Annotated in this window: 26 protein-coding genes; 15 read left to right on the top strand and 11 right to left on the bottom strand. The window is 66.4% G+C overall.

Annotated features, from left to right (window positions below; translation table 11 throughout):
• Positions 1–247: 247 nt before the first annotated feature.
• The 3 genes from WMK75_RS10285 to WMK75_RS10275 form a co-directional block, all read right to left on the bottom strand.
• Complete coding sequence (locus WMK75_RS10285; RefSeq protein ID WP_347267588.1) at positions 248–895, bottom strand: pseudouridine synthase; 648 nt, start codon at positions 893–895, stop codon at positions 248–250.
• Positions 892–1,518 (bottom strand): LysE family translocator, encoded by a 627-nt coding sequence (locus tag WMK75_RS10280; protein ID WP_347267587.1) that lies wholly within the window; start codon positions 1,516–1,518, stop codon positions 892–894. The genes WMK75_RS10285 and WMK75_RS10280 overlap by 4 nt, the downstream gene beginning before the upstream one ends.
• Before the next feature lie 62 nt (positions 1,519–1,580).
• Positions 1,581–2,036, bottom strand: coding sequence for a GAF domain-containing protein (locus WMK75_RS10275; RefSeq protein ID WP_347267586.1), 456 nt, complete (start codon positions 2,034–2,036; stop codon positions 1,581–1,583).
• Positions 2,037–2,196: 160 nt separating this feature from the next.
• On the opposite strand from WMK75_RS10275, the gene WMK75_RS10270 reads away from it, so the two are divergent.
• A complete protein-coding gene (locus tag WMK75_RS10270; RefSeq protein ID WP_347267585.1) occupies positions 2,197–3,252 on the top strand; it encodes an aldo/keto reductase in 1,056 nt (351 codons plus the stop codon).
• A gap of 77 nt (positions 3,253–3,329) precedes the next feature.
• Positions 3,330–4,289: a nitronate monooxygenase family protein gene (locus WMK75_RS10265; RefSeq protein ID WP_347267584.1), complete on the top strand. Its 960-nt coding sequence runs from the start codon at positions 3,330–3,332 to the stop codon at positions 4,287–4,289.
• A 6-nt stretch (positions 4,290–4,295) separates the two neighbouring features.
• Here WMK75_RS10265 and WMK75_RS10260 read toward each other — a convergent pair whose 3' ends face one another.
• Complete coding sequence (locus WMK75_RS10260) at positions 4,296–5,099, bottom strand: response regulator (protein ID WP_347267583.1); 804 nt, start codon at positions 5,097–5,099, stop codon at positions 4,296–4,298.
• Positions 5,100–5,193: 94 nt separating this feature from the next.
• On the opposite strand from WMK75_RS10260, the gene WMK75_RS10255 reads away from it, so the two are divergent.
• From WMK75_RS10255 to WMK75_RS10245, 3 genes are read left to right on the top strand one after another with little or no spacing between them, the layout of a single operon-like run.
• Positions 5,194–5,340: a NepR family anti-sigma factor gene (locus WMK75_RS10255; protein ID WP_347267582.1), complete on the top strand. Its 147-nt coding sequence runs from the start codon at positions 5,194–5,196 to the stop codon at positions 5,338–5,340.
• 4 nt (positions 5,341–5,344) lie between these two features.
• Positions 5,345–5,938 (top strand): RNA polymerase sigma factor, encoded by a 594-nt coding sequence (locus WMK75_RS10250; RefSeq protein WP_347267581.1) that lies wholly within the window; start codon positions 5,345–5,347, stop codon positions 5,936–5,938.
• A 12-nt stretch (positions 5,939–5,950) separates the two neighbouring features.
• Complete coding sequence (locus WMK75_RS10245; RefSeq protein WP_347267580.1) at positions 5,951–7,744, top strand: histidine kinase dimerization/phosphoacceptor domain -containing protein; 1,794 nt, start codon at positions 5,951–5,953, stop codon at positions 7,742–7,744.
• On the opposite strand, the gene WMK75_RS10240 is transcribed toward WMK75_RS10245, so the two are convergent.
• The 5 genes from WMK75_RS10240 to WMK75_RS10220 form a co-directional block, all read right to left on the bottom strand.
• Positions 7,745–8,632, bottom strand: coding sequence for a YihY/virulence factor BrkB family protein (locus tag WMK75_RS10240; RefSeq protein ID WP_347267579.1), 888 nt, complete (start codon positions 8,630–8,632; stop codon positions 7,745–7,747).
• Between the two features lie 52 nt (positions 8,633–8,684).
• Complete coding sequence (dnaQ, locus tag WMK75_RS10235; protein WP_347267578.1) at positions 8,685–9,395, bottom strand: DNA polymerase III subunit epsilon; 711 nt, start codon at positions 9,393–9,395, stop codon at positions 8,685–8,687.
• On the bottom strand, positions 9,388–9,984 hold the full coding sequence (gene coaE, locus WMK75_RS10230; RefSeq protein ID WP_347267577.1) for a dephospho-CoA kinase: 597 nt from the start codon (positions 9,982–9,984) through the stop codon (positions 9,388–9,390). Before coaE ends, dnaQ begins: the two co-directional genes overlap by 8 nt.
• Positions 9,981–10,832 carry a shikimate dehydrogenase gene (locus tag WMK75_RS10225; protein ID WP_347267576.1) on the bottom strand — a complete coding sequence of 284 codons (852 nt, stop codon included), beginning with the start codon at positions 10,830–10,832 and terminating at the stop codon, positions 9,981–9,983. The genes coaE and WMK75_RS10225 overlap by 4 nt, the downstream gene beginning before the upstream one ends.
• Before the next feature lie 83 nt (positions 10,833–10,915).
• Positions 10,916–11,365, bottom strand: a complete 450-nt coding sequence (locus tag WMK75_RS10220; RefSeq protein WP_347267575.1) for an Rrf2 family transcriptional regulator — start codon at positions 11,363–11,365, stop codon at positions 10,916–10,918.
• Between the two features lie 498 nt (positions 11,366–11,863).
• Between WMK75_RS10220 and WMK75_RS10215 the strand changes: the two genes are divergently transcribed.
• The 7 genes from WMK75_RS10215 to WMK75_RS10185 all read left to right on the top strand — a co-directional run bounded on the left by WMK75_RS10215 (position 11,864) and on the right by WMK75_RS10185 (position 19,086).
• Entirely contained in the window at positions 11,864–12,310 is a 447-nt protein-coding gene (locus WMK75_RS10215) for a CopD family protein (RefSeq protein ID WP_347267574.1), read from the top strand.
• A 119-nt stretch (positions 12,311–12,429) separates the two neighbouring features.
• Positions 12,430–13,701, top strand: coding sequence for a transcription termination factor Rho (gene rho, locus WMK75_RS10210; RefSeq protein WP_347267573.1), 1,272 nt, complete (start codon positions 12,430–12,432; stop codon positions 13,699–13,701).
• A 16-nt stretch (positions 13,702–13,717) separates the two neighbouring features.
• Positions 13,718–14,977, top strand: coding sequence for a tRNA uridine-5-carboxymethylaminomethyl(34) synthesis GTPase MnmE (mnmE, locus tag WMK75_RS10205; protein ID WP_347267572.1), 1,260 nt, complete (start codon positions 13,718–13,720; stop codon positions 14,975–14,977).
• 8 nt (positions 14,978–14,985) lie between these two features.
• Complete coding sequence (gene mnmG / locus WMK75_RS10200; protein WP_347267571.1) at positions 14,986–16,845, top strand: tRNA uridine-5-carboxymethylaminomethyl(34) synthesis enzyme MnmG; 1,860 nt, start codon at positions 14,986–14,988, stop codon at positions 16,843–16,845.
• The gene (rsmG, locus tag WMK75_RS10195; protein ID WP_347267570.1) at positions 16,845–17,426 is read left to right on the top strand and encodes a 16S rRNA (guanine(527)-N(7))-methyltransferase RsmG; all 582 of its coding nucleotides are present in this window, start codon (positions 16,845–16,847) and stop codon (positions 17,424–17,426) included. The genes mnmG and rsmG overlap by 1 nt, the downstream gene beginning before the upstream one ends.
• Positions 17,419–18,195: a ParA family protein gene (locus WMK75_RS10190; protein ID WP_347267569.1), complete on the top strand. Its 777-nt coding sequence runs from the start codon at positions 17,419–17,421 to the stop codon at positions 18,193–18,195. Before rsmG ends, WMK75_RS10190 begins: the two co-directional genes overlap by 8 nt.
• Before the next feature lie 9 nt (positions 18,196–18,204).
• Positions 18,205–19,086 carry a ParB/RepB/Spo0J family partition protein gene (locus WMK75_RS10185; protein ID WP_347267568.1) on the top strand — a complete coding sequence of 294 codons (882 nt, stop codon included), beginning with the start codon at positions 18,205–18,207 and terminating at the stop codon, positions 19,084–19,086.
• Between the two features lie 78 nt (positions 19,087–19,164).
• Here WMK75_RS10185 and WMK75_RS10180 read toward each other — a convergent pair whose 3' ends face one another.
• Both WMK75_RS10180 and hrcA read right to left on the bottom strand, forming a co-directional pair.
• A complete protein-coding gene (locus WMK75_RS10180; RefSeq protein ID WP_347267567.1) occupies positions 19,165–19,716 on the bottom strand; it encodes a nucleotide exchange factor GrpE in 552 nt (183 codons plus the stop codon).
• Positions 19,713–20,768: a heat-inducible transcriptional repressor HrcA gene (gene hrcA, locus WMK75_RS10175; RefSeq protein WP_347267566.1), complete on the bottom strand. Its 1,056-nt coding sequence runs from the start codon at positions 20,766–20,768 to the stop codon at positions 19,713–19,715. Before hrcA ends, WMK75_RS10180 begins: the two co-directional genes overlap by 4 nt.
• An 86-nt stretch (positions 20,769–20,854) precedes the next feature.
• Between hrcA and rph the strand changes: the two genes are divergently transcribed.
• The 3 genes from rph to WMK75_RS10160 are packed head-to-tail and all read left to right on the top strand — an operon-like array spanning position 20,855 to position 22,537.
• Positions 20,855–21,568: a ribonuclease PH gene (gene rph / locus WMK75_RS10170; protein ID WP_347267565.1), complete on the top strand. Its 714-nt coding sequence runs from the start codon at positions 20,855–20,857 to the stop codon at positions 21,566–21,568.
• Complete coding sequence (gene rdgB / locus WMK75_RS10165) at positions 21,565–22,170, top strand: RdgB/HAM1 family non-canonical purine NTP pyrophosphatase (RefSeq protein WP_347267564.1); 606 nt, start codon at positions 21,565–21,567, stop codon at positions 22,168–22,170. Before rph ends, rdgB begins: the two co-directional genes overlap by 4 nt.
• Positions 22,163–22,537, top strand: a complete 375-nt coding sequence (locus WMK75_RS10160; RefSeq protein WP_347267563.1) for a RidA family protein — start codon at positions 22,163–22,165, stop codon at positions 22,535–22,537. Before rdgB ends, WMK75_RS10160 begins: the two co-directional genes overlap by 8 nt.
• The last annotated feature ends 8 nt before the right edge of the window (positions 22,538–22,545 follow it).

Raw genomic sequence — 22,545 nt, 5'->3', positions numbered from 1 at the left:
ACAGGTTCAGAATAAGGCCGCGCAACCATTACGTCGAATGCCGATAACCGCCATCAGGATAACAACGTGTTACTCAAACGCCCACCCACCGGGACCAGGCCCACAGAGCGCAGCGCCGGCAAGAGGCCATGCGCCATGGCGCAGCGCCGGCTCAGCGTGAATGCGGCCATGGCCGTTGCCCCCTGCTGGCATCCCCAGTGCATCCCCTGCGGGCAAACACCGGCGGCGGGGTCAGGGTTCCATGCGATCAGAACGGGACGGGGGCCGACCAGCTTTGCATGATCCCGGTCTCGGGGTGCTTGAAGCGCAGGCTTTCGGCATGCAGCATCAGGCGCGGAAAATCCGCCGCCGCGCCCGAGGCATAAAGCGGATCGCCCAGGATCGGATGGCCGAGCGAGGCCATGTGCACGCGCAGCTGGTGGCTGCGCCCGGTGACCGGCATCAGCCGCACCCGGGTCTCGTCACCGCCGGCCCGGATCACCCGCCAGTCGGTCTGGGCCGGACGACCGTTCTGGTGATCGACGATCTGGCGCGGCCGGTTCGGCCAGTCCACGGCCAGCGGCAGGTCCACCCGGCCCGTCACCGGCGCCAGCCGGCCCCAGAGCCTGGCGACATAGGTCTTTTTCGTGCGCCGGTCCTCAAACTGCCGGGACAGGTGGCGCTGCGCATGCGCGGTCAGGGCAAAGACCATCACCCCCGAGGTGTCCAGGTCCAGCCGGTGCACCAGCAGCACGGTCGGAAAGGCGGCGCGCAGCCGCGCGATCAGGCAGTCGGCGCGGTCCTCGCCGCGGCCGGGCACCGACAGCAGCCCGGCCGGCTTGGCGACCACCAGCAATTCGTGATCGGCATGGATCACCTGCGGCTGTTCGGCGGTGGGCTGGTAGACAAAGCTCATTTCCACACCAGGCGCAGCGCCAGTCCGGCAAACATCAGCGCCGCGATGCGGTTGACGATGGTCAGGCGCCGGCCCAGCACCTGGCCGGCATGGCCCGCCGCCAGGCCATAGCCCATGGTGACCAGCGTCCCCGACAGCGCGAACATCAGCCCCAGCCCCAGGAACTGCTGCCAGACCGGGCCATAGGCGGCGCGGGTGAACTGCGGCAGGAAGGCCAACAGGAACAGCACCGGCTTGGGGTTCAACAGGTTCGAGAGCGCGCCGCGGCGGATGATGTTCCAGGCGCTGCGGGCGGCGCGGGCGCCGGGTGCGGTCGCGGGCGCGCGCCAGCTTTTCCAGGCAAGGATCAGCAGATAGGCGGCGCCGGCGTATTTCACCGCCGCCAGCGCCCCCGGCCAGGCAGCGACCAGCGCGCCCAGGCCCAGCGTCGCCATCAGCACATGGCAGACTACCCCCAGGCCGACGCCGAACCCGGCCAGCGCCCCGGCCCGCGGCCCGCCCTGGATGCCGCAGGCCGAGGCAAAGAACACGTCCTGCCCCGGCGCAAAGTTCAGGACCAGCGCCCCGGCCATGAAGGCGCCCAGTTCCCCGGCCGGAAAACTCGCCAGCGTGTCCCAGATCATCGCGCACCCCCGTTCCCGCCGCATATCGGCCGGCGGCGGCGCGGCGTCAACGGGCGGCGGGTTCAGACCCCGGCGAATGTGGCGTCAAGGATGGCCTGCAGCCGGATCGCGTCCTCGGGGCGGAAGGCGTCGGGGCGGTTGCTGTCGATGTCCAGCACCCCGATCAGCCGCCCGCCGGCGCCGATGACCGGGATCACCAGTTCCGAGCGCGTCGACGAGGCGCAGGCGATATGGCCGGGAAAGGCGTTCACATCGGGAACCAGCTGGACCTCGCGCGTGCGGGCCGCGGCACCGCAGACACCGCGCGCAAAGGGGATCACCAGGCAGCCGTGCCCGCCCTGATAGGGGCCGATCTTCAGCACCCCGGGCGCGGTCACCCGGTAGAACCCCGTCCAGTCGAAACGGGCGTCGGCATGGTGGATCTCGCAGGCGAGCGTCGCCATCAGCGCGATCTCGTCCGTCTCTCCCTGGGTCAGGCTGCGGATGCTGCGGGCAAGGGCGTCATAATCGGCGGTCATCGGCGCTTTCCGTGGCTCGGTCACCGCCGCGGTCGCGCCGGCTACCCCGCTAGCAGCACAGTTGCCGCGAAAGCACAAGCCGAACGCCGCCTGCGGCTTGTGCCGGGGCGGGTTTCGGCATAGCTGCGGGTTTTTCGCCGCAATCGGCATGGGGGAAGGCATGGAGAGGATCAGACTGGGCGGCAGCGGCCCCGAGGTCAGCGCGGTCAGCCTGGGCACGATGACCTTCGGCAACCAGACCCCGGCCGCAAGTGCCCATGCCCAGCTGGACCGGGCGCTGGAGGCCGGCATCACCCTGATCGACACCGCCGAGGTCTATCCGGTGAACCCGATCCGGCGCGAGACCGTCGGCTTGACCGAATCGATCATCGGCGCCTGGCTTGCCGCCCGCGGCGGCCGCGACCGCGTGCAGATCGCCACCAAGGTCACCGGCCCCAGCGACAAGGTCCGGCGCGAGGGTTTTGACGGCGCCAGCCTCGGGCAGGCGATCGACGATTCGCTGCGCCGCCTGCGCTGCGACTGCATCGACCTTTATCAGCTGCACTGGCCGCTGCGCGGCAGCTATGCCTTTCGCCAGAACTGGCGTTATGATCCGTCGGGGCAGGATCGCGACGCGACGCTGGCGCATTTCGAGGACGTGCTGGCGGCGCTGGCGCGCGCGCGGCAGGCCGGCAAGATCCGCGCCGTCGGCCTGTCGAACGAATCGGCCTGGGGCACGCTGCGCTGGCTGGACCTGGCCGGGCGCCTGGGTGCGCCGCGCATGGTCAGCATCCAGAACGAATATTCGCCGCTGCACCGCGCCTTCGACACCGACCTGGCGGAACTGGCGGTGAACGAGGCGGTGACGCTGCTGGCCTATTCGCCGCTGGCCGCCGGGCTGTTGACGGGCAAATACCGCGACGGCGCGCGCCCGGCGGGCAGCCGCATGGCGGTGGACCGCGACAGCGGCGGGCCGGGCGATCTGGGCGGGCGGCACACGCCGCGCGCCGATGCCGCGGTCGCCGCCTGGCACCGGCTGGCCGGCGATCTGGGCCATGACCCGATCCACATGGCCATCGCCTTTGTGCGCCAGCGCCCCTTCGCCAGCATCCCGATCCTGGGCGCCACCGATCTGGCACAGCTTGCGCATCTGCTGGCGGCGTTGGAACTGCGCCTGTCCGGCGAGGCGCTGGCGCAGATCGACAGGCTGCACCGCCTGCATCCGCTGCCCTTCTGAGCGCCGACGCCACGGCAGGCTTGGCAATCGCCGCCGGGGGCGCGCAAAAGGGGGGCAGCACCTGACACGAGGTTTCCATGCTGCCCCCGATCCTCGCGCATCTGCGCATTCCCGTCGTGACCTCGCCCATGTTCATCGTCTCGGGGCCGGAGCTGGTGATCGCGCAATGCAAGGCCGGCATCGTCGGCAGCTTTCCGGCGCTGAACGCGCGCGAGAAGCCGGGCGAGCCGCCGCTGCTGGAGCGCTGGCTGACCCGTATCGCCGAGGAACTTGACCGCCACAACCAGGCCAATCCGGACCTGCCGGCGGCGCCCTTTGCGGTGAACCAGATCGTGCACCGTTCGAACACCCGGCTCGAGCGCGACATCGAGATCTGCCACCGCCACCGCGTACCGATCTGGATCACCAGCCTTGGCGCCCGCCCCGAGGTGAATGCCGCCGCCCATGACTGCGGCGCCCTGGCGCTGCATGACGTGATCACCGACAGCTTTGCCCGCAAGGCCATCGCCAAGGGCGCCGACGGGCTGATCGCGGTGGCGGCCGGCGCCGGCGGCCATGCCGGGCCGCAGTCACCCTTTGCCCTGCTCCAGGAGATCCGCGCCTGGTTTCACGGACCGCTGCTATTGTCGGGGGCGATCGCCACCGGCCGCGCCGTGCTGGCGGCACAGGTCATGGGCGCGGATCTGGCCTATGTCGGCAGCCCGTTCATCGCCACCGACGAGGCCAATGCCCAGTCCGATTACAAGCGCATGATCGTCGAATGCGGCGCCGAGGACATCGTCACCTCGTCGCTGTTCACCGGCGTCTCGGGCAATTACCTTGCGCCCTCGATCCGCAGGGCCGGCCTGGACCCGGCGCATCTGGAGCCGGGCGATGCCGCGGCGATGGATTTCGCCAAGGCCAAGGCCTGGAGCCAGATCTGGGGCGCGGGCCAGGGCATCGGCGCGGTCCGTGCCCAGGTGCCGACCGCGCAGCTGGTGGCGCGGCTGGCGGCGGAATATGCACAGGCGCGCCGTGAGGTGGCGCAGCTGCCCTGAGCCGGCTCAGAGCGGGTCCAGCCCCTCGGTCGAGGCAAAGAACATCGCCTGGCTTACCGCCGAGCGCACCTGTTCCTCGGCATAGGGCTTGGAGATCAGGAAGGCCGGCTCGGGCCGGTCGCCGGTCAAGAGCCGCTCGGGGAAGGCGGTGACGAAGATCACCGGCAGCTCGCCCAGCTCGGCCAGCAGTTCGTTCACCGCGTCGATGCCCGAGGAGCCGTCGGCAAGCTGGATGTCGGCAAGGATCAGATCGGGCCGGCTCTGGCGCGCCAGGTCGACGGCGGCGGCATGGGTGCGGGCGATGCCGGTCACCTCATGGCCCATGGCCTGCACGATGCCCTTGAGATCCATGGCGATGATGGTCTCGTCCTCGATCACCATGACCTTGCCGCACAGCGCCCGCGACATCTCGGCCAGCGCGATGGCGACCAGTTCCTCGGCCTCGGCGGGCGGGCATTGCATGATCTCGGCGATCTGGTCGAAGCGCAGTTCCTCGATGGTGCGCAAGAGCAGCGCCTCGCGCGAGTTCGGCGTCAGCCCGCGCAGATGCGCCTGGGCGCGGGCCTCGCGCGGGGTGGGCGCCGCAGGATCGACCGGCTGGCCCGAGCTTTGCCAGATGGCGTGGAAGGTACGGTAAAGCGCGATGCGGCTGTCGCCGCCCGCCATCAGGCCGCGGTCGCCCAGGATCGCCTCGAGCGTGGCGGCGGCGTAATTGTCCCCGGCGGTCTGGCTGCCGGTCAGGGCGCGGGCGTAACGGCGCAGAAAGGGCAGCTCGCGGCTGATGGACTGGGCAAGATCGGCTGCGGCCATGGCTACCTCGAGAAAAGATGTCGGTCGTCGGAACCTGAACGGATACCTAGCTGTTGCACCGGGTGGACACAAGTTTCTCGGGAATAAACAATAAATGAGCACCAAGCGCGAAGAGCGCCCGCAGGGCGCCATCGAGAAACAGATCGACGAGAACCTGCGCCGCGCCTATGATCAGGACAGGTCACAGGAAATTCCTGCCCGTTTCCTTGAATTGCTTGCCAGGCTGCGCGAGCAGGAGTGAGCGCATGAGCGATCGCAAACAGGCGCAGGGCGCGCAAGCCGCCCGCCCGTCCGATCCGCGCGACGAGCTGGTCCAGCACCTGCCGGCGCTGCGCGCCTTCGCGCTGTCCCTGACGCGCGAGGGGGCCTCGGCCGACGATCTGGTGCAGGATACCATCGTCAAGGCCTGGACGCATATCGACAAGTTCCAGCCCGGCACCAATCTGCGCGCCTGGCTGTTCACCATCCTGCGCAACACCTTCTATTCCGCCCGCCGCCGCACCCGACGCGAGGTCAATGACAGCGACGGCATCCATGCCGCCCGCCAGGCGACGCGGCCCGACCATGACGGCCGCCTGGCGCTGAACGATTTCCGCGTCGCCTTTGCGAAACTGGCCGACGAACAGCGCGAGGCGCTGATCCTGGTCGGTGCCTCGGGCTTTTCCTATGAGGAGGCGGCGGCGATGACCGGGGTCGCGGTCGGCACCGTCAAGTCGCGCGCCAATCGCGGCCGGCGCCGCCTGGCCGAGCTGCTGCAGCTCGAGGCCGGCGAGGAGGTCGAGATCACCGACGCCACCACCCTGGCGGTCATGGCGCAGAACACGCCGGTCCTGCGCTGAGGGCCGGCGACCTTGCTGCTGCGCCGCTATCTGGAGGGGCTTGAGTTCACCCGGGGGCTGGGGTTCCGGCTGGCCGCCCTGCTGTCGGTGGCGATCCTGCCCATCGGCCTGATCTCGGTCATCCAGACCCTGCACCTGTCGCGCGAATACGAACGCTCGGCCGAGATCGCGCTTCTGGGGCGCACCGCGACCGCCGCTGCCGGCGAGCGCGCGCTGCTGCAAAGCGCGCTTGGCACCGCCGACGCGCTGGGACCGACGGTGCTGGAGACCATGGACCGGCCGCAGGCCTGTTCCGACATCATGCGCAGCCTGGTGCAGCGCACGGCAAATTTCGTGCATGCGGGGTTCACCCGGCTGGACGGGGTGACGGAATGCTCGTCGGTCCGGGGCGTGCATGACCTCAGCCAGGACCCGGCGTTCCAACGCTTCATCGCCAGCCCCGGCACGCTGGTCACCACCAGCCAGAAGGCGCCGCCCGAGGGCAGATCGGCGGTCGAGGTCATCCAGCCGCTGTATCGCGGGGCGGAACTGCTGGGCTTCATCTCGGTCTCGGTGTCCTATGAGCTGCTGCGCGAGACGCATCTTGCGGGCCTGGGGACCGAGGGCGCGCGCATCCTGACCTTCAACAACCATGGCGAGGTGATCTCCTCGGACCTCGAGGACGACCGCGATCCGGACGAGATCGCGCAGCTTCTGCCGCGCGACAAGACGCTGACCGCGCTGCTGGCGCGCAGCGAGACCACCTTCAGCGACTATGCCAATTCGGGCGAGCGGCGGGTGTTCAGCGTCGTGCCGGTGGTGCCGGGGCTGGTCTATGCGCTGGGGTCGTGGAACCGCGCCGAATCCGGCATCGCCGGCATAGACATCACCCGGCGCACGGCGCTGCTCTTGCCGCTGCTGCTGTGGGCGGCCTCGCTGGTGGTGGCCTATTTCGCGGTGTTCCGCCTGGTGCTGCGCCATATCCGCGAATTGCGCGGGCAGATGCGCCGCTTTGCCATCGGCGACCGCTCGATGCCGCCGCCGGTGCTTGAGGATGCCCCGGCCGAGATCGCCGATGTCAGCCAGACCTTCCACAACATGGCGCGCATCCTGATCCGCGACGAGGAGGCGATGGAGGCCGCGGTGAATGAAAAGACCGTGCTGCTGAAAGAGGTGCACCACCGGGTCAAGAACAACCTGCAGCTGATCGCCTCGATCCTGAACATGCAGATCCGGGTGATCGGCGACGAGGATGCGCGCCGGGTGCTGCGTTCGGTGCAGGACCGGGTGGCGTCGCTGGCGCTGATCTATCGCAACCTCTACCAGGCCGAGCACCTGGATTCCGTGCAGGCCGACCGGCTGATCGGCGACATCGTGAACCAGATGGCCAATGCCGGGGTCGGGCCCGGCGCCGGCCTGCGCATCGAGACGCGGCTGGCGCCCTTGGTGCTGATGCCCGACCAGGCGGTGCCGCTGACGCTGCTGGCCACCGAGGCCTTCACCAATGCGCTGAAATATGCCGGCACCCCCGAGCCCGGCGCCCAGCCCTGGGTCCGGGTCGTGCTGGCCCCCGACGGTCCCCGCCGGGCCCTGTTCGAGATCGAGAATTCGACCGGAATCCACGGCCCGGCCGAAAGCACCGGGCTGGGCAGCCAGCTGATCGAGGCCTTTGTCGCCCAGCTTGAGGCCGAATTCACCCAGGAGGCTGGCGCCGGGCGGTTCCTGCTGCGCCTGCGCTTTGCCGTGCAGAACCTGTCCAGGCGCGAGGGGACGGTGCCGCCGCGGCCGGTTCTGACCTCGGCGGCGCGGCCGGGGGCGCAGCACTGATCAGGCGCCGCCCCCATCCGCCGGTTCGCTGCCGCGCGCCGCGGCACGCGTCTTGCGCGCCGCCAGGAAACGCCGGCGCCGCGCCAGTTCCAGGTTGATCAGCGCCCCGAGCATCACCGAAAACCCGCCCAGCCAGAACCACATGAGCAGCGCGATCACCGCGCCGATCGAGCCGTAGATGCGGTTGTAGCTGTTGAAGCTGGCCAGATAGGCGGAAAAACCCCAGGAGGCCACCGCCCAGGCCAGGGCGGCAAAGATCGACCCCCAGGTGAAGATCGCCGTGCGCGGCGTCTTCACGTTCGGGCCATAGCGGTAGAGGATGCCGATCACCACGAGCACGATGACGAAGATCGTCATCCATGGCGTGGCGCCGATCAGCCACTCGCGCATCGGCACGTCGGGCAGGAAGTTGAAGGCCAGCGGCACCAGCACGATCGTCGCCAGCCCCAGTGCCACCACACCGACGATCACCAGCGTCAGCACATAGGCCAGCAGGAACCCGGTCAGCGTCGAATGCGAACGCACGCCATAGGCGGCGTTCAGCCCGCGCACCAGCCCGTCCACCCCGGCCCGCGCCGCGACGGTGGCGACGACGAAGGAAACCCCGGTGGTCCAACCGAGCTGCGTGCGCCCGGCCGCGACCAGCGGCCCGATCTGGCCATAGATGATCTCGGCGGCGCTGGTCGGGATGAAGTCGTCGGCGGCATGGACATATTGCTCGATCATCTGCGGGTCCAGCCAGAGGCCCCAGAGCGCGAAAAGCGCCGCAAGGCCCGGAAACACCGCGAACATGGCGTAGAAGGCGACACCCGCGGCAATCAGGCCGAGGTGGATCTTGTCCATCCTCTCGAAGATCGCCATCACGAACTGCCACCAGCCGCTGATCACCGTCGCGCCCTCCTGCCCGCTGCCATCCCCTGCCGCGCCTTGCGCGGTTCCGTCAGGGCCTGTCCGTCATGTCATAGCGCAGCCATAGCGCCTTTTCGCCCAGTTTCTCGACCATGGCGGCATGGGCCGCGGCCTCGGCCGCGGTGAGGCGCGGCGCCAGCGGGCGCGGACGCGGTCCGCGCGGTGCCCGGGGTCCGGCCTCACCCGCGGCAGCCGCCCCCGGCCCGGTGCTTTCCAGCACCAGCCCCGGCTGGCGGCCGCCGCGCAGCGCCAGATAGACCTCGGCCAGAAGTTCGCTGTCCAGAAGCGCGCCATGCAGCGTGCGGTTGGAATTGTCGATGCGAAAGCGCCGGCAGAGCGCGTCGAGCGAGTTCTGCGCCCCGGGAAACTGGCTGCGGGCAATCTCCAGCGTGTCGATGGCGCGCGCCGCCGGCATCACCGCCTTGCCGCAGCGCCTGAGCTCGGCATTGAGGAATTTCATGTCGAATTGCGCATTGTGGATGACCAGCCGCGCATCGCCGATGAAGGCGATGAAGCGATCTGCCACCTCGGCGAATTTCGGCTTGTCGCGCAGGAAATCGTCGCCCAGCCCATGTACCTCGAAGGCCTCCTGCGGCATCGGGCGTTCCGGGTTCAGATAGACATGGAAGCTCTGGCCGGTGGGCAGATGGTTTTGCAGCTCGAGCGCGCCGATCTCGACGATGCGGTCGCCGGTATCGGGGTCAAAGCCGGTGGTCTCGGTGTCGAGGACGATCTCACGCATCGGGGTTTTCTGCCATGATCCGGGCGCAGATGTCCATGATCGCCGCACGCGCGCCGGCCATGGTCTGCGAGGGGATCACCCAGTCCGCCCGCGCCCGTTTGTCGGCATCCGGCATCTGCCGCGCCAGAATCAGGCGGAAATTTTCCTCGGTCATGCCGGGCCGGGCCATGACGCGGGCACGCTGCAACCCGGCCGGGGCCGAGACCACCGCCACGCCGTCCATGCCCGCCTCGGCCCCGGTTTCGTAAAGCAGGGGGATGTCGAGGACCAGGATCGGCGCCTTGGGTCGCGCGGCAATGAAGGCCTGGCGATCGGCGGCCACCAGCGGATGCACGATGGCCTCGAGCCGGGCATAGGCCGCCGGGTCCCCGGCCAGCGCGCCGCGCAGCCGGGCGCGGTCGATGCCGCCGTCATGCAGCACCCCGGGAAAGGCCGCGGCGACCGGCGCCACCGCCGCGCCACCCGCGGCATAGAGCCGGTGCACGGCCTCATCCGCGTCCCAGACCGGATGGCCCAGCTCACGGAACATGGCGGCGGCGGTCGACTTGCCCATGCCGACGCTGCCGGTCAGGCCGAGCAGGAAGCTCATGCCAGCACCGCGCGGCGCAACTCGTCGTCGACCTCGGGGCGCTGGCCGAACCAGCGCTCGAAACCCGGCGCCGCCTGATGCAGCAGCATGCCGAGCCCGTCGACGACCTGGCAGCCACGCGCCGCGGCCGCGATCAGGAAGGGCGTCATCAACGGCGTATAGACAAGGTCGGTGACCAGCGCGCCCGGCGCCAGCGCCGCAAGCGACAGGGGCACCGCCGGGCTGCCATCCATGCCCATCGAGGTGGCATTGACCACGGTCAGCGCGCCGCCAAGCATGCTGTCGGCCTGCGCCCAGTCATGGACCACGACGCGGGCACCGAATTCGCGGCAGAGCTGTTCGGCGCGCAGGCGGGTGCGGTTAGCGATGCGCAGTTCCGGCACCCCCGCCTCGAGCAGCGCGACAACCACCGCCCGCGCCGCGCCCCCCGCGCCGATCAGCGCCGCCGGCCCGCGTTCCGGCGCCCAACCCGGTGCCTGCTGGCGAAGATTGGCGATGAAGCCGTGCCCGTCGGTATTGTCGGCATGGATGCGGCCATCCGCTTGAAAGACCAGGGTATTGGCCGCCCCGATCCGCGCCGCGCGTTCGGTGACGACATCGGCCAGCGCCAGCACCGCCTGCTTGTGGGGAATGGTGACATTGGCGCCGACAAAGCCCATGCGCGGCATGGCGCGCAGCACCTCGGCCAGATGTTCGGGGGCGACGGGCAGGGGGACGTAATGGCCGGCGATGCCATGGCGCCGCAGCCAGTGCCCGTGCAGGCGGGGTGAGCGGGAATGTGCCACGGGCCAGCCAAGCACCCCGGCCAGCGGGGTGTCTTTGGGCGCGGCGGAGGGGCTGTCGGTCATGGCCGGAACCTGCAAGCTGACGATCTGCACCAGAACTGCTATGAGCGGGCGGGCCGGGTCAAGCGGTCGCGCGCAGGCAGGACTTAGCCCTGACCCGGATCGGGAAGCCCGCCCCGGGCCAGCACATCCTCGAGCGTCAGCGATTCGACAAGCAGCAGATAGGACCAGAACAGCTGCCCGAACATGCGGCGCAGGCGACAGTCGGCCTCGCCTTCGCGGCAGTCCTCGCAGGGCTGGTAGGAATGGCGCGAGAGGCAGGGCAGCGGCGCGATCGGCCCGTCCACCTGGCGCAGCAGCGCACCAATCGAGATCTCGGCGGGGCGCCTGACCAGAGCGTAGCCGCCCGACCGGCCGCGGCGAGAGTCGACATGACCCATCTTGCGCAGATCCAGCATGATATGTTCGAGAAAGCGCTTGGGGGCGCCTGAACGCTGGGCGATCTCCTCGATGGTCAGGGCGCCACCTCCCGCCGCCTGCTCATCGGCCAGGACCATCAGCGCCTTGATCGCGTATTTCGTCTTTTGCGAGATCATGCGCAATCCATAGTCACCGCCCGCTTGCCGCGCAATGGCTGCGGCTGATGCGCTGGCGGCAGGACCGGGCATGGCTGGCGGTCGAGCTTCAAGGGTTGGGCACATCATCCACAGACGTTTGTGGAAAACAGGGCGCGACTCGGCGGGCGCAGGATGTGGACAGATCGGGGCGGCCCGATTCCGGTGCGTTTCCAGCCTGGCAGCGAGCCTGAGTCGCGCCCGGTTTCCCACATGTCGAGAAGTTTGCGCAAAGCATTCACATGCTGTGGAAAAGAAAAGTTCTCACAAACTTATCCACAGGTAGGTTTCTTCCAGATATTTGTTTTAGAACAGGTTTTCTGGCGAAGAACGGCTGCTGGCATTTTCTTCCCCAACCGGTTCAACCTGGGGAATGGCGCCATGAAACAGGGTTTTCCCATCATCCACAGGCCCTACCACAACAACATCATCCTTTATCTTTCTCTTTTCTTTTAAGTAATGAGGAGGCGGAGGTGCCTGATGACCGATTTCCTCGCGCTGGCTTACCCTTGGATGAAATCGCTGCATGTCATGGCGGTGATTTCCTGGATGGCCGGACTGTTCTATCTGCCCAGGCTGTTTGTCTATCACGCGGAACGCGCGGGGATCGGCCCAGAGCCGGTGGAATCGTTCAGGATCATGGAACAGAAGCTGCTGATGATGATCATGCGCCCGGCCATGGTCGCCAGCTGGATCGCGGGGCTGGCGCTGGTGCTGACGCCGGGTATCATCGACTGGTCGATGCTTTGGCCCTGGTGCAAGGCTGCGGCCATCCTCGCCATGACCTGGTTTCATTTCTGGCTGGCCGTGCAGCGCAAGGAACTGCTGGCCGGCCGCGGTCTGAGCGGGCGGCGCTACCGAGTGATGAACGAACTGCCGACGCTGCTCATGGTGATCATCGTGCTTTCGGTGATCGTGAAGTTCTGAGAATTGACTCGTGGGCGGAATCTTCCTATGTCCGCCGCATCCGCCGTCCGGTGGATTCCTTCCTGACGAATTCATTGCGCGCTCAGAAACCTCTCGGGCGCCGCAGCCATGGGCCTGACATGACCGAAGAACGCCTGAACCTTTCCGATCTGAAGGCCAAGAGCCCGGCTGATCTGCTGGCCATGGCCGAGGAATGGGAGGTCGAGAATGCCTCGACCATGCGCAAGGGCGAGATGATGTTCTCGCTGCTGAAGGAACATGCCGAGGAAGGCTATGAGATCGGCGGCGATGGCGTGCTTGAGGTGGTCCAGGACGGTTTCGGCTTCCTGCGCTCGCCCGAGGCGAACTATCTGCCCGGCCCCGACGACATCTACGTAAGTCCCGACATGATCCGGCAGCATTCGCTGCGCACGGGCGATACCGTCGAGGGCGTCATCCGCGGGCCGGGCGAGAACGAGCGCTATTTCGCGCTGACCCGCGTCGAGCGGATCAATTTCGAGGACCCCGACCGGGCGCGGCACAAGGTGGCCTTCGACAACTTGACGCCGCTTTACCCGAACGAGCGGCTGAAGATGGAGATCGAGGATCCGACGATCAAGGACCGCTCGGCACGGATCATCGATCTGGTGGCGCCGATTGGCAAGGGACAGCGTTCGCTGATTGTGGCGCCGCCGCGCACCGGCAAGACGGTGCTGCTGCAGAACATCGCGCATTCGATCGAGAAGAATCATCCCGAATGCTATCTGATCGTGCTGCTGATCGACGAGCGGCCGGAAGAGGTCACCGACATGCAGCGCTCGGTGAAGGGCGAGGTGATCTCCTCGACCTTTGACGAACCGGCCAGCCGCCATGTCGCGGTATCGGAAATGGTCATCGAGAAAGCCAAGCGGCTGGTTGAACACAAACGAGATGTTGTGATCCTTTTGGATTCGATCACAAGGCTTGGTAGGGCATTCAATACTGTGGTGCCTAGCTCGGGCAAAGTTCTGACGGGTGGTGTCGATGCCAATGCCCTGCAGCGGCCGAAGCGCTTCTTTGGTGCCGCGCGCAATATCGAGGAGGGCGGTTCGCTGACCATCATCGCCACGGCGCTGATCGACACCGGCTCGCGCATGGATGAGGTGATCTTTGAGGAGTTCAAGGGCACCGGAAACAGCGAGATCGTCCTGGATCGCAAGGTGGCCGACAAGCGCGTATTCCCGGCCATGGACATCCTGAAGTCCGGCACGCGCAAGGAAGAATTGTTGGTGCAATCCAAGGACTTGCAGAAAACTTACCTGCTGCGGCGCATCCTGAATCCGATGGGAACCACGGATGCCATCGAATTCCTGATCTCGAAGCTGAAACAGACCAAGACGAATGGCGAGTTCTTTGATTCGATGAACGCCTGACGGCGCGGAGGATGTGGTGGACACGATCTTTGCCGTGGCGACGCCTCCGGGACGCGGAGGCGTTTGTGTCGTTCGACTGAGTGGACCCGAGGCGCGAGCTGCGCTTGAATCCCTTGCCGGTCGTGTCGAGGTCCCGCGGCGCGCGAGTCTGCGCGCCTTGCGGGATGGCGAGGATCTGATCGACCATGCCCTGGTGATCCGCTTTGAGGATGGGCACAGTTTCACCGGCGAAGAGGTGGCGGAACTGCATCTGCACGGGGCGCCAATCATCGCCGAACGTCTGGCGAAAGCGCTGCTCGTCCGTGGGCTGCGGCGCGCCGAGGCCGGAGAGTTCACCCGCCGTGCCTTTCTGAACGGCCGCATCGACCTGGCCGAGGCGGAGGGTCTGGCTGATCTGCTCGCCGCCGAAACCGAAGCGCAGCGCAAGCTGGCCATGCGGGTTGCGGACGGGGAGCTTGGCCGCAAGGTCGAGGCGCTGCGGGCAGACCTGATCCGGGCGGCCGCTCTGGTCGAGGTGAGCATCGATTTTGCCGATGAGGATGTGCCAGAGGATGTGCCAGATGAGGTCTTCGACCTGATCGCACGGGTGCAGGCCGAACTGGCAGGCATGCTGACCAGCTATCCTGCGACAGAGCGGCTGCTGCATGGCTATGAGGTTGCGATCATCGGACCGCCGAACGCCGGAAAATCGACGCTGCTGAACCAGATCGGACAGCGCGAGATTGCGCTGGTGTCTGAGTTACCTGGAACCACGCGGGACATCCTGGAACTGCGCACCGACCTGCGCGGCCTGCCGGTGACCTTCCTGGATACCGCCGGTCTGCGGGACAGTTCCGATCCGATCGAGGCCATGGGTATCGCGCGTGCCCGGCAACGCGCCGAACAGGCGGACCTGCGCATCCATCTGTCCAGCGACGGAGAAGCTGCCCACGGGCTTCGCGACGATGATCTGCAGGTGCGTTCAAAGGCCGATCTGAACGAGGCTGCGGGGCTGGCGATCTCGGCACGGACCGGAAAAGGAGTCGCCGAGCTTCTCGACCTGGTCTATGATCGCTTGCGCAACAGGGCGGCGGGCTTGGGGCTGGTTGGACACAGGCGGCAAGCTGAGGCGCTGCAGCGCGCGAATGCAGCGCTTTTGTTTGATCGCGGCGCACCGCCCGAGTTTCTGGCAGAAGCGCTGCGTCAGGCCATGCAGGATCTGGCGGCGATGATTGGCAGGGTCGGGGCAGAGGACTATCTGGACGAGATCTTCAGCTCGTTCTGTATCGGGAAGTAGGGTTTCACGTGAAACAATTCGATGTCATCGTGATCGGCGGCGGGCATGCCGGAGTCGAAGCCGCGCTGGCGGCGGCCCGTATGGGCGCGGAAACGGCGCTTCTGACCATGTCTGCGGACGACATCGGCACCATGTCGTGCAACCCGGCCATTGGCGGCCTTGGCAAGGGGCATCTGGTGCGCGAAGTTGACGCATTGGACGGGGCCATGGGCCGAATCGCCGATGCCGCCGGCATTCAGTATCGCCTGCTGAACCGGCGAAAGGGGCCGGCGGTTCAAGGGCCGCGTGCGCAAGCCGATCGGCGGCTCTATCGGGCCGCGGCACAAAGAATCGTGCAAGATCAGCCCGGAGTGACCATCATCCTTGGAGAGGCGGTGGATCTGCAGCGGGATGCGGCCGGCGTCACCGGACTTCGACTTGCGAATGGCGACGAACTGCGTTCGGCGCAAGTCGTCCTGACTACCGGGACATTCCTGAACGGCCGAATCCACATTGGCGATGTCACACGGGCCGCTGGCCGCTGGGGCAATGCGGCATCATCGCAATTGGCGCAATCGCTGCGGCCGCTGAACCTGCCGCTGGGACGGCTCAAGACCGGAACGCCGCCGCGCTTGCATCGGGCCAGCATCGACTGGGATCAACTGGAACAGCAGGCCGGGGATGAGACGCCGGTCATGCTGTCTTACCTCAGCAATAGTCCGACGGTGCCGCAGGTCACATGTGCAATCACCCATACGAACCAGGCGACGCATGATCTGATTCGTGACAATCTCTCCAGGTCCGCGATGTATGGCGGCCAGATCGCGGGACGTGGTCCGCGCTATTGCCCGTCCATCGAGGACAAGGTGGTGCGGTTCGGTAACAAGATCTCGCATCAGATCTTTCTGGAGCCTGAAGGCCTGGATGCTAATCTTGTCTATCCCAACGGCATTTCGACTTCTCTGCCGGAAGACATCCAGCGCCTTTATGTGCGTTCGATCGTCGGGCTGCAGGAGGCCGAGATTGCCCAGCCAGGTTATGCGGTTGAATATGACTATGTAGATCCGCGCGCATTGACGCCGGCGCTGGAAACCAAGGCGGTGGCAGGGCTATTTCTTGCGGGGCAGATCAACGGGACCACCGGTTATGAGGAGGCTGCCGCCCAAGGCCTGGTGGCCGGATTGAATGCGGCACTGCGGGCGCAGGGACGACCGGCCCAGCATTTCAGCCGCTCACAAAGCTATATTGGCGTGATGATCGACGATCTGGTGACCCGCGGCGTCAGCGAGCCCTATCGCATGTTCACCTCTCGGGCCGAGTTTCGTCTGTCCCTGCGCGCGGATAATGCCGACCAACGCCTGACGCCGCTGGGACTGGAACTTGGCTGTATAGGACCGGAGCGTAGGGTAGCCCATACTGAAAAAATGATCCGCTATGGCGCGGCGCGGCAACATGCTGAGCGCGTCAGCTTCACGCCGTCGACTCTCGCCAAAGCGGGCATAGAGGTTCGTCAGGACGGCGTTCGCCGCAGCATTTTCGCACTGTTGGGGCAGCAAGACATCTCTCTGCAGCGGATTGTGGAAATTGATCCGGAGTTTTCCAGTTTCGACGCAGGCGCGGCCCAGCAGGTCGCCATCGACGCGCTTTATGCTCAGTACACGGAACGCCAGAGTCGCGACGCCGAGATGTTGCGGAAGGAGGAGGCGACGAGCCTGCCGCCGGATTTCGACTACGACACGCTCTCTGGCCTGTCGAGTGAGTTGAAGAGCAAGCTGACCCTGGAGCGTCCGGCGACCCTTGCTGCAGCAGCAGGGATAGAAGGCATGACGCCGGCCGCACTGACGCTGTTGCTGGCGGCTATTCGCTCTATGTCACGCCGCAGCGCCTGATGACTGTTTCACGTGAAACAGAGTTGCTGGACAGCTACGCCGAATTGCTGCGAAAATGGAATTCGTCGATCAATCTGATCGCAAAATCCACACTGCAGGAGATCGAGACCCGGCATATTGCCGACAGCCGGCGTCTGGCTGAACTAGCCCGAGCTGCGGATGGGCCATGGCTTGACCTCGGTAGCGGTGGTGGCTTTCCCGGACTCGTGCTGGCAATCCTGCGATCCGATCTTTCGGTCAGCCTGATGGAGAGCGACCAACGCAAGGCTGCGTTCCTGCGCAGCGTGATCCGCGAACTGAAATTGCCCAATGCAACCGTCATTTGTCAGCGTATCGAACATGCGCAGCCGCAACGGGTCGGGAATGTCAGTGCCCGCGCTCTTGCCCCGCTTCCGCTTCTCATGTCATATGTCACGCGGCATCTGGCCTTCGGCGGCACGGCATGGCTGATGAAGGGCCGCAACTGGCAAAAGGAAGTGGATGATGCGCGGCGTGAGTGGCGGTTCCACCTCAGGGATCATCCCAGCGCGACGGATCCCGAAGCGACAATTCTGGAGATCACGGGAATAGAACATGCATGAAACGCGCATTATTGCGGTCGCCAACCAGAAGGGTGGTGTGGGCAAGACCACGACGGCGGTCAACCTTGGTGCGGCGCTTGCCGAGCGCGGCCAGAAGGTGGTGGTCATCGATCTAGATCCGCAGGGCAATGCTTCTACCGGCCTGGGTGTGCCGCTCGAGGCGCGCGAACTGACCTCCTACGACCTGCTCGCCGGCGAACAGCAATTGGCCGATGTGCTGCGGGCGACGCCGATTGCCAATCTCAGCGTCGTGCCCTCGAACCGTGATCTTGCTTCTGCAGATTTCGAACTTTCCGGTCGCAGTGGCCGCAGCCAACTGCTGCGGCGCAAGCTGTCACTGCCATCCGGTTTCGACTTCATCCTGATCGACTGCCCGCCGGCGCTTGGTCTGCTGACCGTCAACGCCATGGTCGCGGCGCATGGCGTCCTGGTTCCCTTGCAGGCCGAATTCTATGCGCTTGAAGGCCTGTCGCAGCTGTTGATGACCGTGCGCGAGGTGCGCCAGACCGCCAATCCGGATCTGCGCATCGACGGGGTTCTGCTGACCATGTCGGACAATCGCAACAATCTGTCACAGCAGGTTGAGGCGGATGCACGCAGCACGCTGTCCGATCTGGTCTACAAGACGGTCATTCCGCGCAACGTGCGCCTGTCCGAGGCGCCGTCACACGCCATGCCGGTGTTGCAATATGATCCGAATTCCAAGGGAAGCATCGCCTATCGCGAATTGGCACAAGAATTTCTGTCCCGACATCTGGCCGCGGTCTGAGGAGGCGTCATGGCTGAAAGCAAACTCGAAAAGCGCGGCCTCGGCCGCGGCCTTTCCGCCCTGATGGCGGATGTGGATCTGATCCCGTCGGATCGGCCGGCGCCACGACAGATCCTGCCGGTCGAACAGATCACCCCCAACCCGGACCAGCCGCGACGCAGCTTTGTGCCCGAGGCGCTCCAGGAACTGGCCGATTCGTTGCGCAGCCGCGGCATGCTGCAACCGCTGATCGTCCGACCGCATCCGACCGATCGCGGGCTTTACCAGATCGTCGCCGGCGAACGGCGTTGGCGCGCGGCCCAGATCGCGCAATTGCACGAGGTTCCCGTCATTGTGCGCGAACTCAGCGACACCGAGGTGCTTGAAGTCGCGATCGTCGAGAACATCCAGCGCGCCGATCTGAACGCCATCGAGGAAGCAGCCTCCTATCGCCAGCTCATGGATCGCTTCGGCCATACACAGGAAAAGCTTGGCGAGGCCCTGAATAAAAGCCGCAGCCATATCGCCAACCTGCTGCGGCTGCTGAACCTGCCGGAACAGGTGCAGGCCTGGCTCAAGGAGGGCAAACTGACCGCCGGCCACGCAAGGGCCCTGATCACCGCGCCCAATGCCGTCGAACTGGCCCGCAAGGTGATCGAAAAGAACCTCTCCGTGCGCGAGACCGAAGACATGGTCCGCCGCCAGACCGAAGGCACGGCTGCGCGGGCTGCGCGCAAGCACGAGCCCGAGAAGGATGCCGACACCCGCGCGCTGGAAGGCGACCTGACCGCGCATCTGAAGATGAAGGTCTCGATCCGGCACGCCGGCAATGACGGCGGGCAGCTTGTCGTCAGCTATCGCGACCTCGAACAGCTCGACAGGCTTTGCCAGATCCTTGCCGGCCAGAGCTGATCTCTAAAGATAAATAATTGATTTTAAACAAAAAACCCCGGGTTCTCCCGGGGTTTCGTCATCTGGTGGCCTGTCCTGTCAGGCGGCCGGCATGGAACTCACCCCAACCTTGGCCGGGCGCAGCAGGCGGTCATGCAGCATGAAGCCGTTGTCCATGACCTGGATGATGGTGCCGGCGATCGTGCCGGGCACCGGCGCCTCGAACATCGCCTCGTGCAGCTGCGGATCGAATTTCTCGCCCATGTCCGGGGTGATGACCCGGATGCCATGCTTGGCAAAGATGTTGTTCAGCTCGCGCAGGGTCAGTTCGACCCCCTCGATCAGCGCGGCAGCGGCAAGCCGCTGCTCGTCGCCGGCGGCGTCCAGGGCGCGGCTCAGGGCGTCATGCACCGGCAGCAGATCGCGGGCCAGGCGCGAGCCGCCATATTGCTCGGCGTCACGGCGTTCCCGGTCGGCGCGCTTGCGCGCGTTCTCGGCATCGGCCAGGGCGCGCATGAAACGGTCGCGATAGTCGTCGCGCTCGGCGATCAGCGCCTCGACCTCGGGCAGGGGGCTCTCATCGGCCAGCGGGTCGATGACATCCTCGTCCAGAGGGCTGCCGTCCAGGTTTTCCTTCGTCATGTCCTTCATCCTTTCCGGCCAGAGATCATCCGGCCGACAAGCTGCGCGGTGTAGTCGACGATCGGCACGACGCGGCCATAGTTCAGTCGCGTGGGGCCGATGACTCCGACGGCACCTACAATCTTTCGGTCGGCATTCATATAGGGCGAAACGACCAGAGAGGAACCGGAAAGTGAAAAAAGCTTGTTTTCGGACCCGATGAAGATGCGCACGCCCTCGCCCTCTTCGGCCAGTTCCAGGAATTCGGCGATGTCGCGCTTGCGTTCCAGATCGTCGAACAGCGTGCGGATGCGATCGAGATCGGCCAACTCGTTCGCCAGCAGATTGGCGCGGCCGCGCACGATCAGCCGGGCATCGGCGCCCTCGCTGTCCCACATGGCAAGCCCGGCGGCGATCATCTGGCCGGCGATCTGGTCCAGCCGCTGCCGGCTGGCCTCGACCTCCTGCACGATGCCGCGGCGCAACTCGGTCAGGGTTCGACCCTCGGCAAAGGCGTTGAGGAAATTCGCCGCCTCGCGCATGGAACTGGCGGTATGGCCGGGCGGCGGGGTGAACACGCGGTTCTCGACCCGGCCATCGGCAAAGACCAGCACCACCAGCCCGCGATCCGGGGCCAGGCTGACAAACTCGATGTGACGGACGGGCGCCTCCTGCTTGGGCATCAAGACCAGCGAGGCGCCATGGGTCAGCGCCGACAGCGCGGTGCTGACACGGTCCAGCATGGCGCCGGTATCACCGCTTTCGTCGCTGACGGTCTCGGCGATCATCTCGCGGTCGCTGGCCGAGACCGGCCCGGTCTCCATCAACCCGTCCACGAACAGGCGCAGCCCCAGCTGCGTGGGCAGCCGCCCGGCCGAGACATGCGGATGGTCCAGCAGGCCCAGATGTTCCAGATCCTGCATGACGTTGCGGATGGTGGCGGCGCTGATCCGCTCGCTCATGTCGCGGGTCAGTGTGCGCGAGCCGACCGGATCGCCGGTTGCCAGATAGGATTCGACCACGCGGCGAAACACCTCGCGCGAGCGGTCGTTCAGATCGGAGAGCAGGGCGTTCATGGACATTGCACTGGGGTCGGGGCGTTCTCGGGTTGCGGTCGGGGGGCGTGAACCTGTATCTGGACGGCAAGAACCCCCGAAAGGAATGACAGATGCGCCCCTCTGGCCGGAATTTAAGTGATATGCGCCCGATTTCAATCGAAACGGGCATCATGCGCCATGCCGAAGGGTCCTGCCTGATTTCCTGCGGCGACACGCGCGTGCTGTGCGCGGCCACGATCGAGGAGAAGGCGCCGCCATTCCTCAAGGGCTCGGGGCAGGGCTGGGTGACGGCGGAATACGGCATGTTGCCGCGTGCCACCAATTCGCGCAACCGGCGCGAGGCGGCGGCGGGCAAGCAATCGGGCCGGACCCAGGAGATCCAGCGCCTGATCGGCCGCGCCCTGCGCGCCGGCGTCGACCGCCGCGCCCTTGGGGAACGCCAGATCGTCATCGACTGCGACGTGATCCAGGCCGACGGCGGCACCCGCTGCGCCGCGATCACCGGTGGCTGGGTGGCGCTGCGCCTGGCGGTGAACAAGCTGCTCAAGGCCGGGATCATCGGTTCGGATCCGATTACCGACCATGTCGCCGCCGTGTCCTGCGGCATCTATGCCGGGCAGGCGCTGCTGGATCTGGACTATGCCGAGGACAGCGAGGCCGGCACCGACGGCAATTTCATCATGACCGGGGCGGGGCGGCTGATCGAGGTGCAGATGTCGGCCGAGGGCGCCACCTTCTCGCGCCCCGAGATGATCCAGCTGCTGGACCTGGCCGAGACCGGCATTGCGGAACTGGTGCGGGCGCAAGAGGAATCCCTCGCATGAGGACGTTCGGCGAAAGGCGGCTGCTGGTCGCCACCCACAACCGGGGCAAGCTGGACGAGATCCGCGCCATGCTGGCGCCCCATGGCATCGAGGTCACCTCGGCCGGCGAAATGGGCCTGCCCGAGCCGGCCGAGACCGAACAAAGCTTCGTCGGCAATGCCCGCATCAAGGCGCGCGCCGCCATGCAGGCCACCGGCCTGCCGGTGCTGGCCGATGACAGCGGCATCTGCGTCGACGGGCTGGACGGCGCGCCGGGTGTCCATACCGCCGACTGGGCCGAGACCCCCTCGGGGCGCGACTTCATGCAGGCGATGACCCGCACCTGGAACGAACTCGACGCCCGCAATGTCCCCGAGCCGCGCCTGGCGCAGTTCCGCGCCACGCTGCTGCTGATGTGGCCCGACGGCCACGAAGAGATCTTCGAGGGTGTCGCCCCGGGCCGCCTGGTCTGGCCACCGCGCGGTGCCCTGGGCCACGGCTATGACCCCATGTTCATCCCCGATGACCATGAGCGCACCTATGCCGAGATGAGCGCCGCGGAAAAGAACGCCATCAGCCACCGCGCCCGCGCCTTTGCCGGGCTGGAGCGCGCGCTTGCCTAGGATCTCGGGCGGATCGCCCTTCGAGACGGCCTTCGGCTACAGCCGCGCGCTGGTCAGGGGGCCGTGGTGCTTCGTCTCGGGCACCACCGGCTATGACTATGGCCGTATGCGCATGCCCGAGAGCGCCGCCGATCAGGCGCGCGCCGCCTTTGCCACCATCTTCGCCGTGTTGGAACAGGCGGGCTTTGCGCCCGCCGACATCGTGCGGGTGCAATATACCGTCATCGATGCGGCGCTGGTCGATGAAATCGCGCCGGTGCTGGCTACGGCGCTGCGCGACGTGCTGCCCGCCGCGACCATGGTTGTCGCAGGCCTCATCCGCCCCGAAATGAAGATCGAGATCGAAGTCACCGCGTTCAGGGAATGACAGCCGAC

The sequence above is a fragment of the Paracoccus sp. (in: a-proteobacteria) genome, assembly GCF_039808215.1.
Taxonomy (GTDB): Bacteria; Pseudomonadota; Alphaproteobacteria; order Rhodobacterales; family Rhodobacteraceae; genus Paracoccus.
Note: the sequence above shows the minus strand (reverse complement) of the source record. Positions and strands in the feature narration are given on the sequence as shown.

Bases quoted from the DNA above. Each gene is read 5' to 3' on its own strand.
- WMK75_RS10285 (WP_347267588.1), bottom strand. From the start codon at position 895: ATGAGCTTTGTCTACCAGCCCACCGCCGAACAGCCGCAGGTGATCCAT.
- WMK75_RS10280 (WP_347267587.1), bottom strand. From the start codon at position 1,518: ATGATCTGGGACACGCTGGCGAGTTTTCCGGCCGGGGAACTGGGCGCC.
- WMK75_RS10275 (WP_347267586.1), bottom strand. From the start codon at position 2,036: ATGACCGCCGATTATGACGCCCTTGCCCGCAGCATCCGCAGCCTGACC.
- WMK75_RS10270 (WP_347267585.1), top strand. From the start codon at position 2,197: ATGGAGAGGATCAGACTGGGCGGCAGCGGCCCCGAGGTCAGCGCGGTC.
- WMK75_RS10265 (WP_347267584.1), top strand. From the start codon at position 3,330: ATGCTGCCCCCGATCCTCGCGCATCTGCGCATTCCCGTCGTGACCTCG.
- WMK75_RS10260 (WP_347267583.1), bottom strand. From the start codon at position 5,099: ATGGCCGCAGCCGATCTTGCCCAGTCCATCAGCCGCGAGCTGCCCTTT.
- WMK75_RS10255 (WP_347267582.1), top strand. From the start codon at position 5,194: ATGAGCACCAAGCGCGAAGAGCGCCCGCAGGGCGCCATCGAGAAACAG.
- WMK75_RS10250 (WP_347267581.1), top strand. From the start codon at position 5,345: ATGAGCGATCGCAAACAGGCGCAGGGCGCGCAAGCCGCCCGCCCGTCC.
- dnaQ (WP_347267578.1), bottom strand. From the start codon at position 9,395: ATGCGTGAGATCGTCCTCGACACCGAGACCACCGGCTTTGACCCCGAT.
- coaE (WP_347267577.1), bottom strand. From the start codon at position 9,984: ATGAGCTTCCTGCTCGGCCTGACCGGCAGCGTCGGCATGGGCAAGTCG.
- WMK75_RS10225 (WP_347267576.1), bottom strand. From the start codon at position 10,832: ATGACCGACAGCCCCTCCGCCGCGCCCAAAGACACCCCGCTGGCCGGG.
- WMK75_RS10220 (WP_347267575.1), bottom strand. From the start codon at position 11,365: ATGATCTCGCAAAAGACGAAATACGCGATCAAGGCGCTGATGGTCCTG.
- WMK75_RS10215 (WP_347267574.1), top strand. From the start codon at position 11,864: ATGACCGATTTCCTCGCGCTGGCTTACCCTTGGATGAAATCGCTGCAT.
- rho (WP_347267573.1), top strand. From the start codon at position 12,430: ATGACCGAAGAACGCCTGAACCTTTCCGATCTGAAGGCCAAGAGCCCG.
- rsmG (WP_347267570.1), top strand. From the start codon at position 16,845: ATGACTGTTTCACGTGAAACAGAGTTGCTGGACAGCTACGCCGAATTG.
- WMK75_RS10190 (WP_347267569.1), top strand. From the start codon at position 17,419: ATGCATGAAACGCGCATTATTGCGGTCGCCAACCAGAAGGGTGGTGTG.
- WMK75_RS10185 (WP_347267568.1), top strand. From the start codon at position 18,205: ATGGCTGAAAGCAAACTCGAAAAGCGCGGCCTCGGCCGCGGCCTTTCC.
- WMK75_RS10180 (WP_347267567.1), bottom strand. From the start codon at position 19,716: ATGAAGGACATGACGAAGGAAAACCTGGACGGCAGCCCTCTGGACGAG.
- hrcA (WP_347267566.1), bottom strand. From the start codon at position 20,768: ATGTCCATGAACGCCCTGCTCTCCGATCTGAACGACCGCTCGCGCGAG.
- rph (WP_347267565.1), top strand. From the start codon at position 20,855: ATGCGCCCCTCTGGCCGGAATTTAAGTGATATGCGCCCGATTTCAATC.
- rdgB (WP_347267564.1), top strand. From the start codon at position 21,565: ATGAGGACGTTCGGCGAAAGGCGGCTGCTGGTCGCCACCCACAACCGG.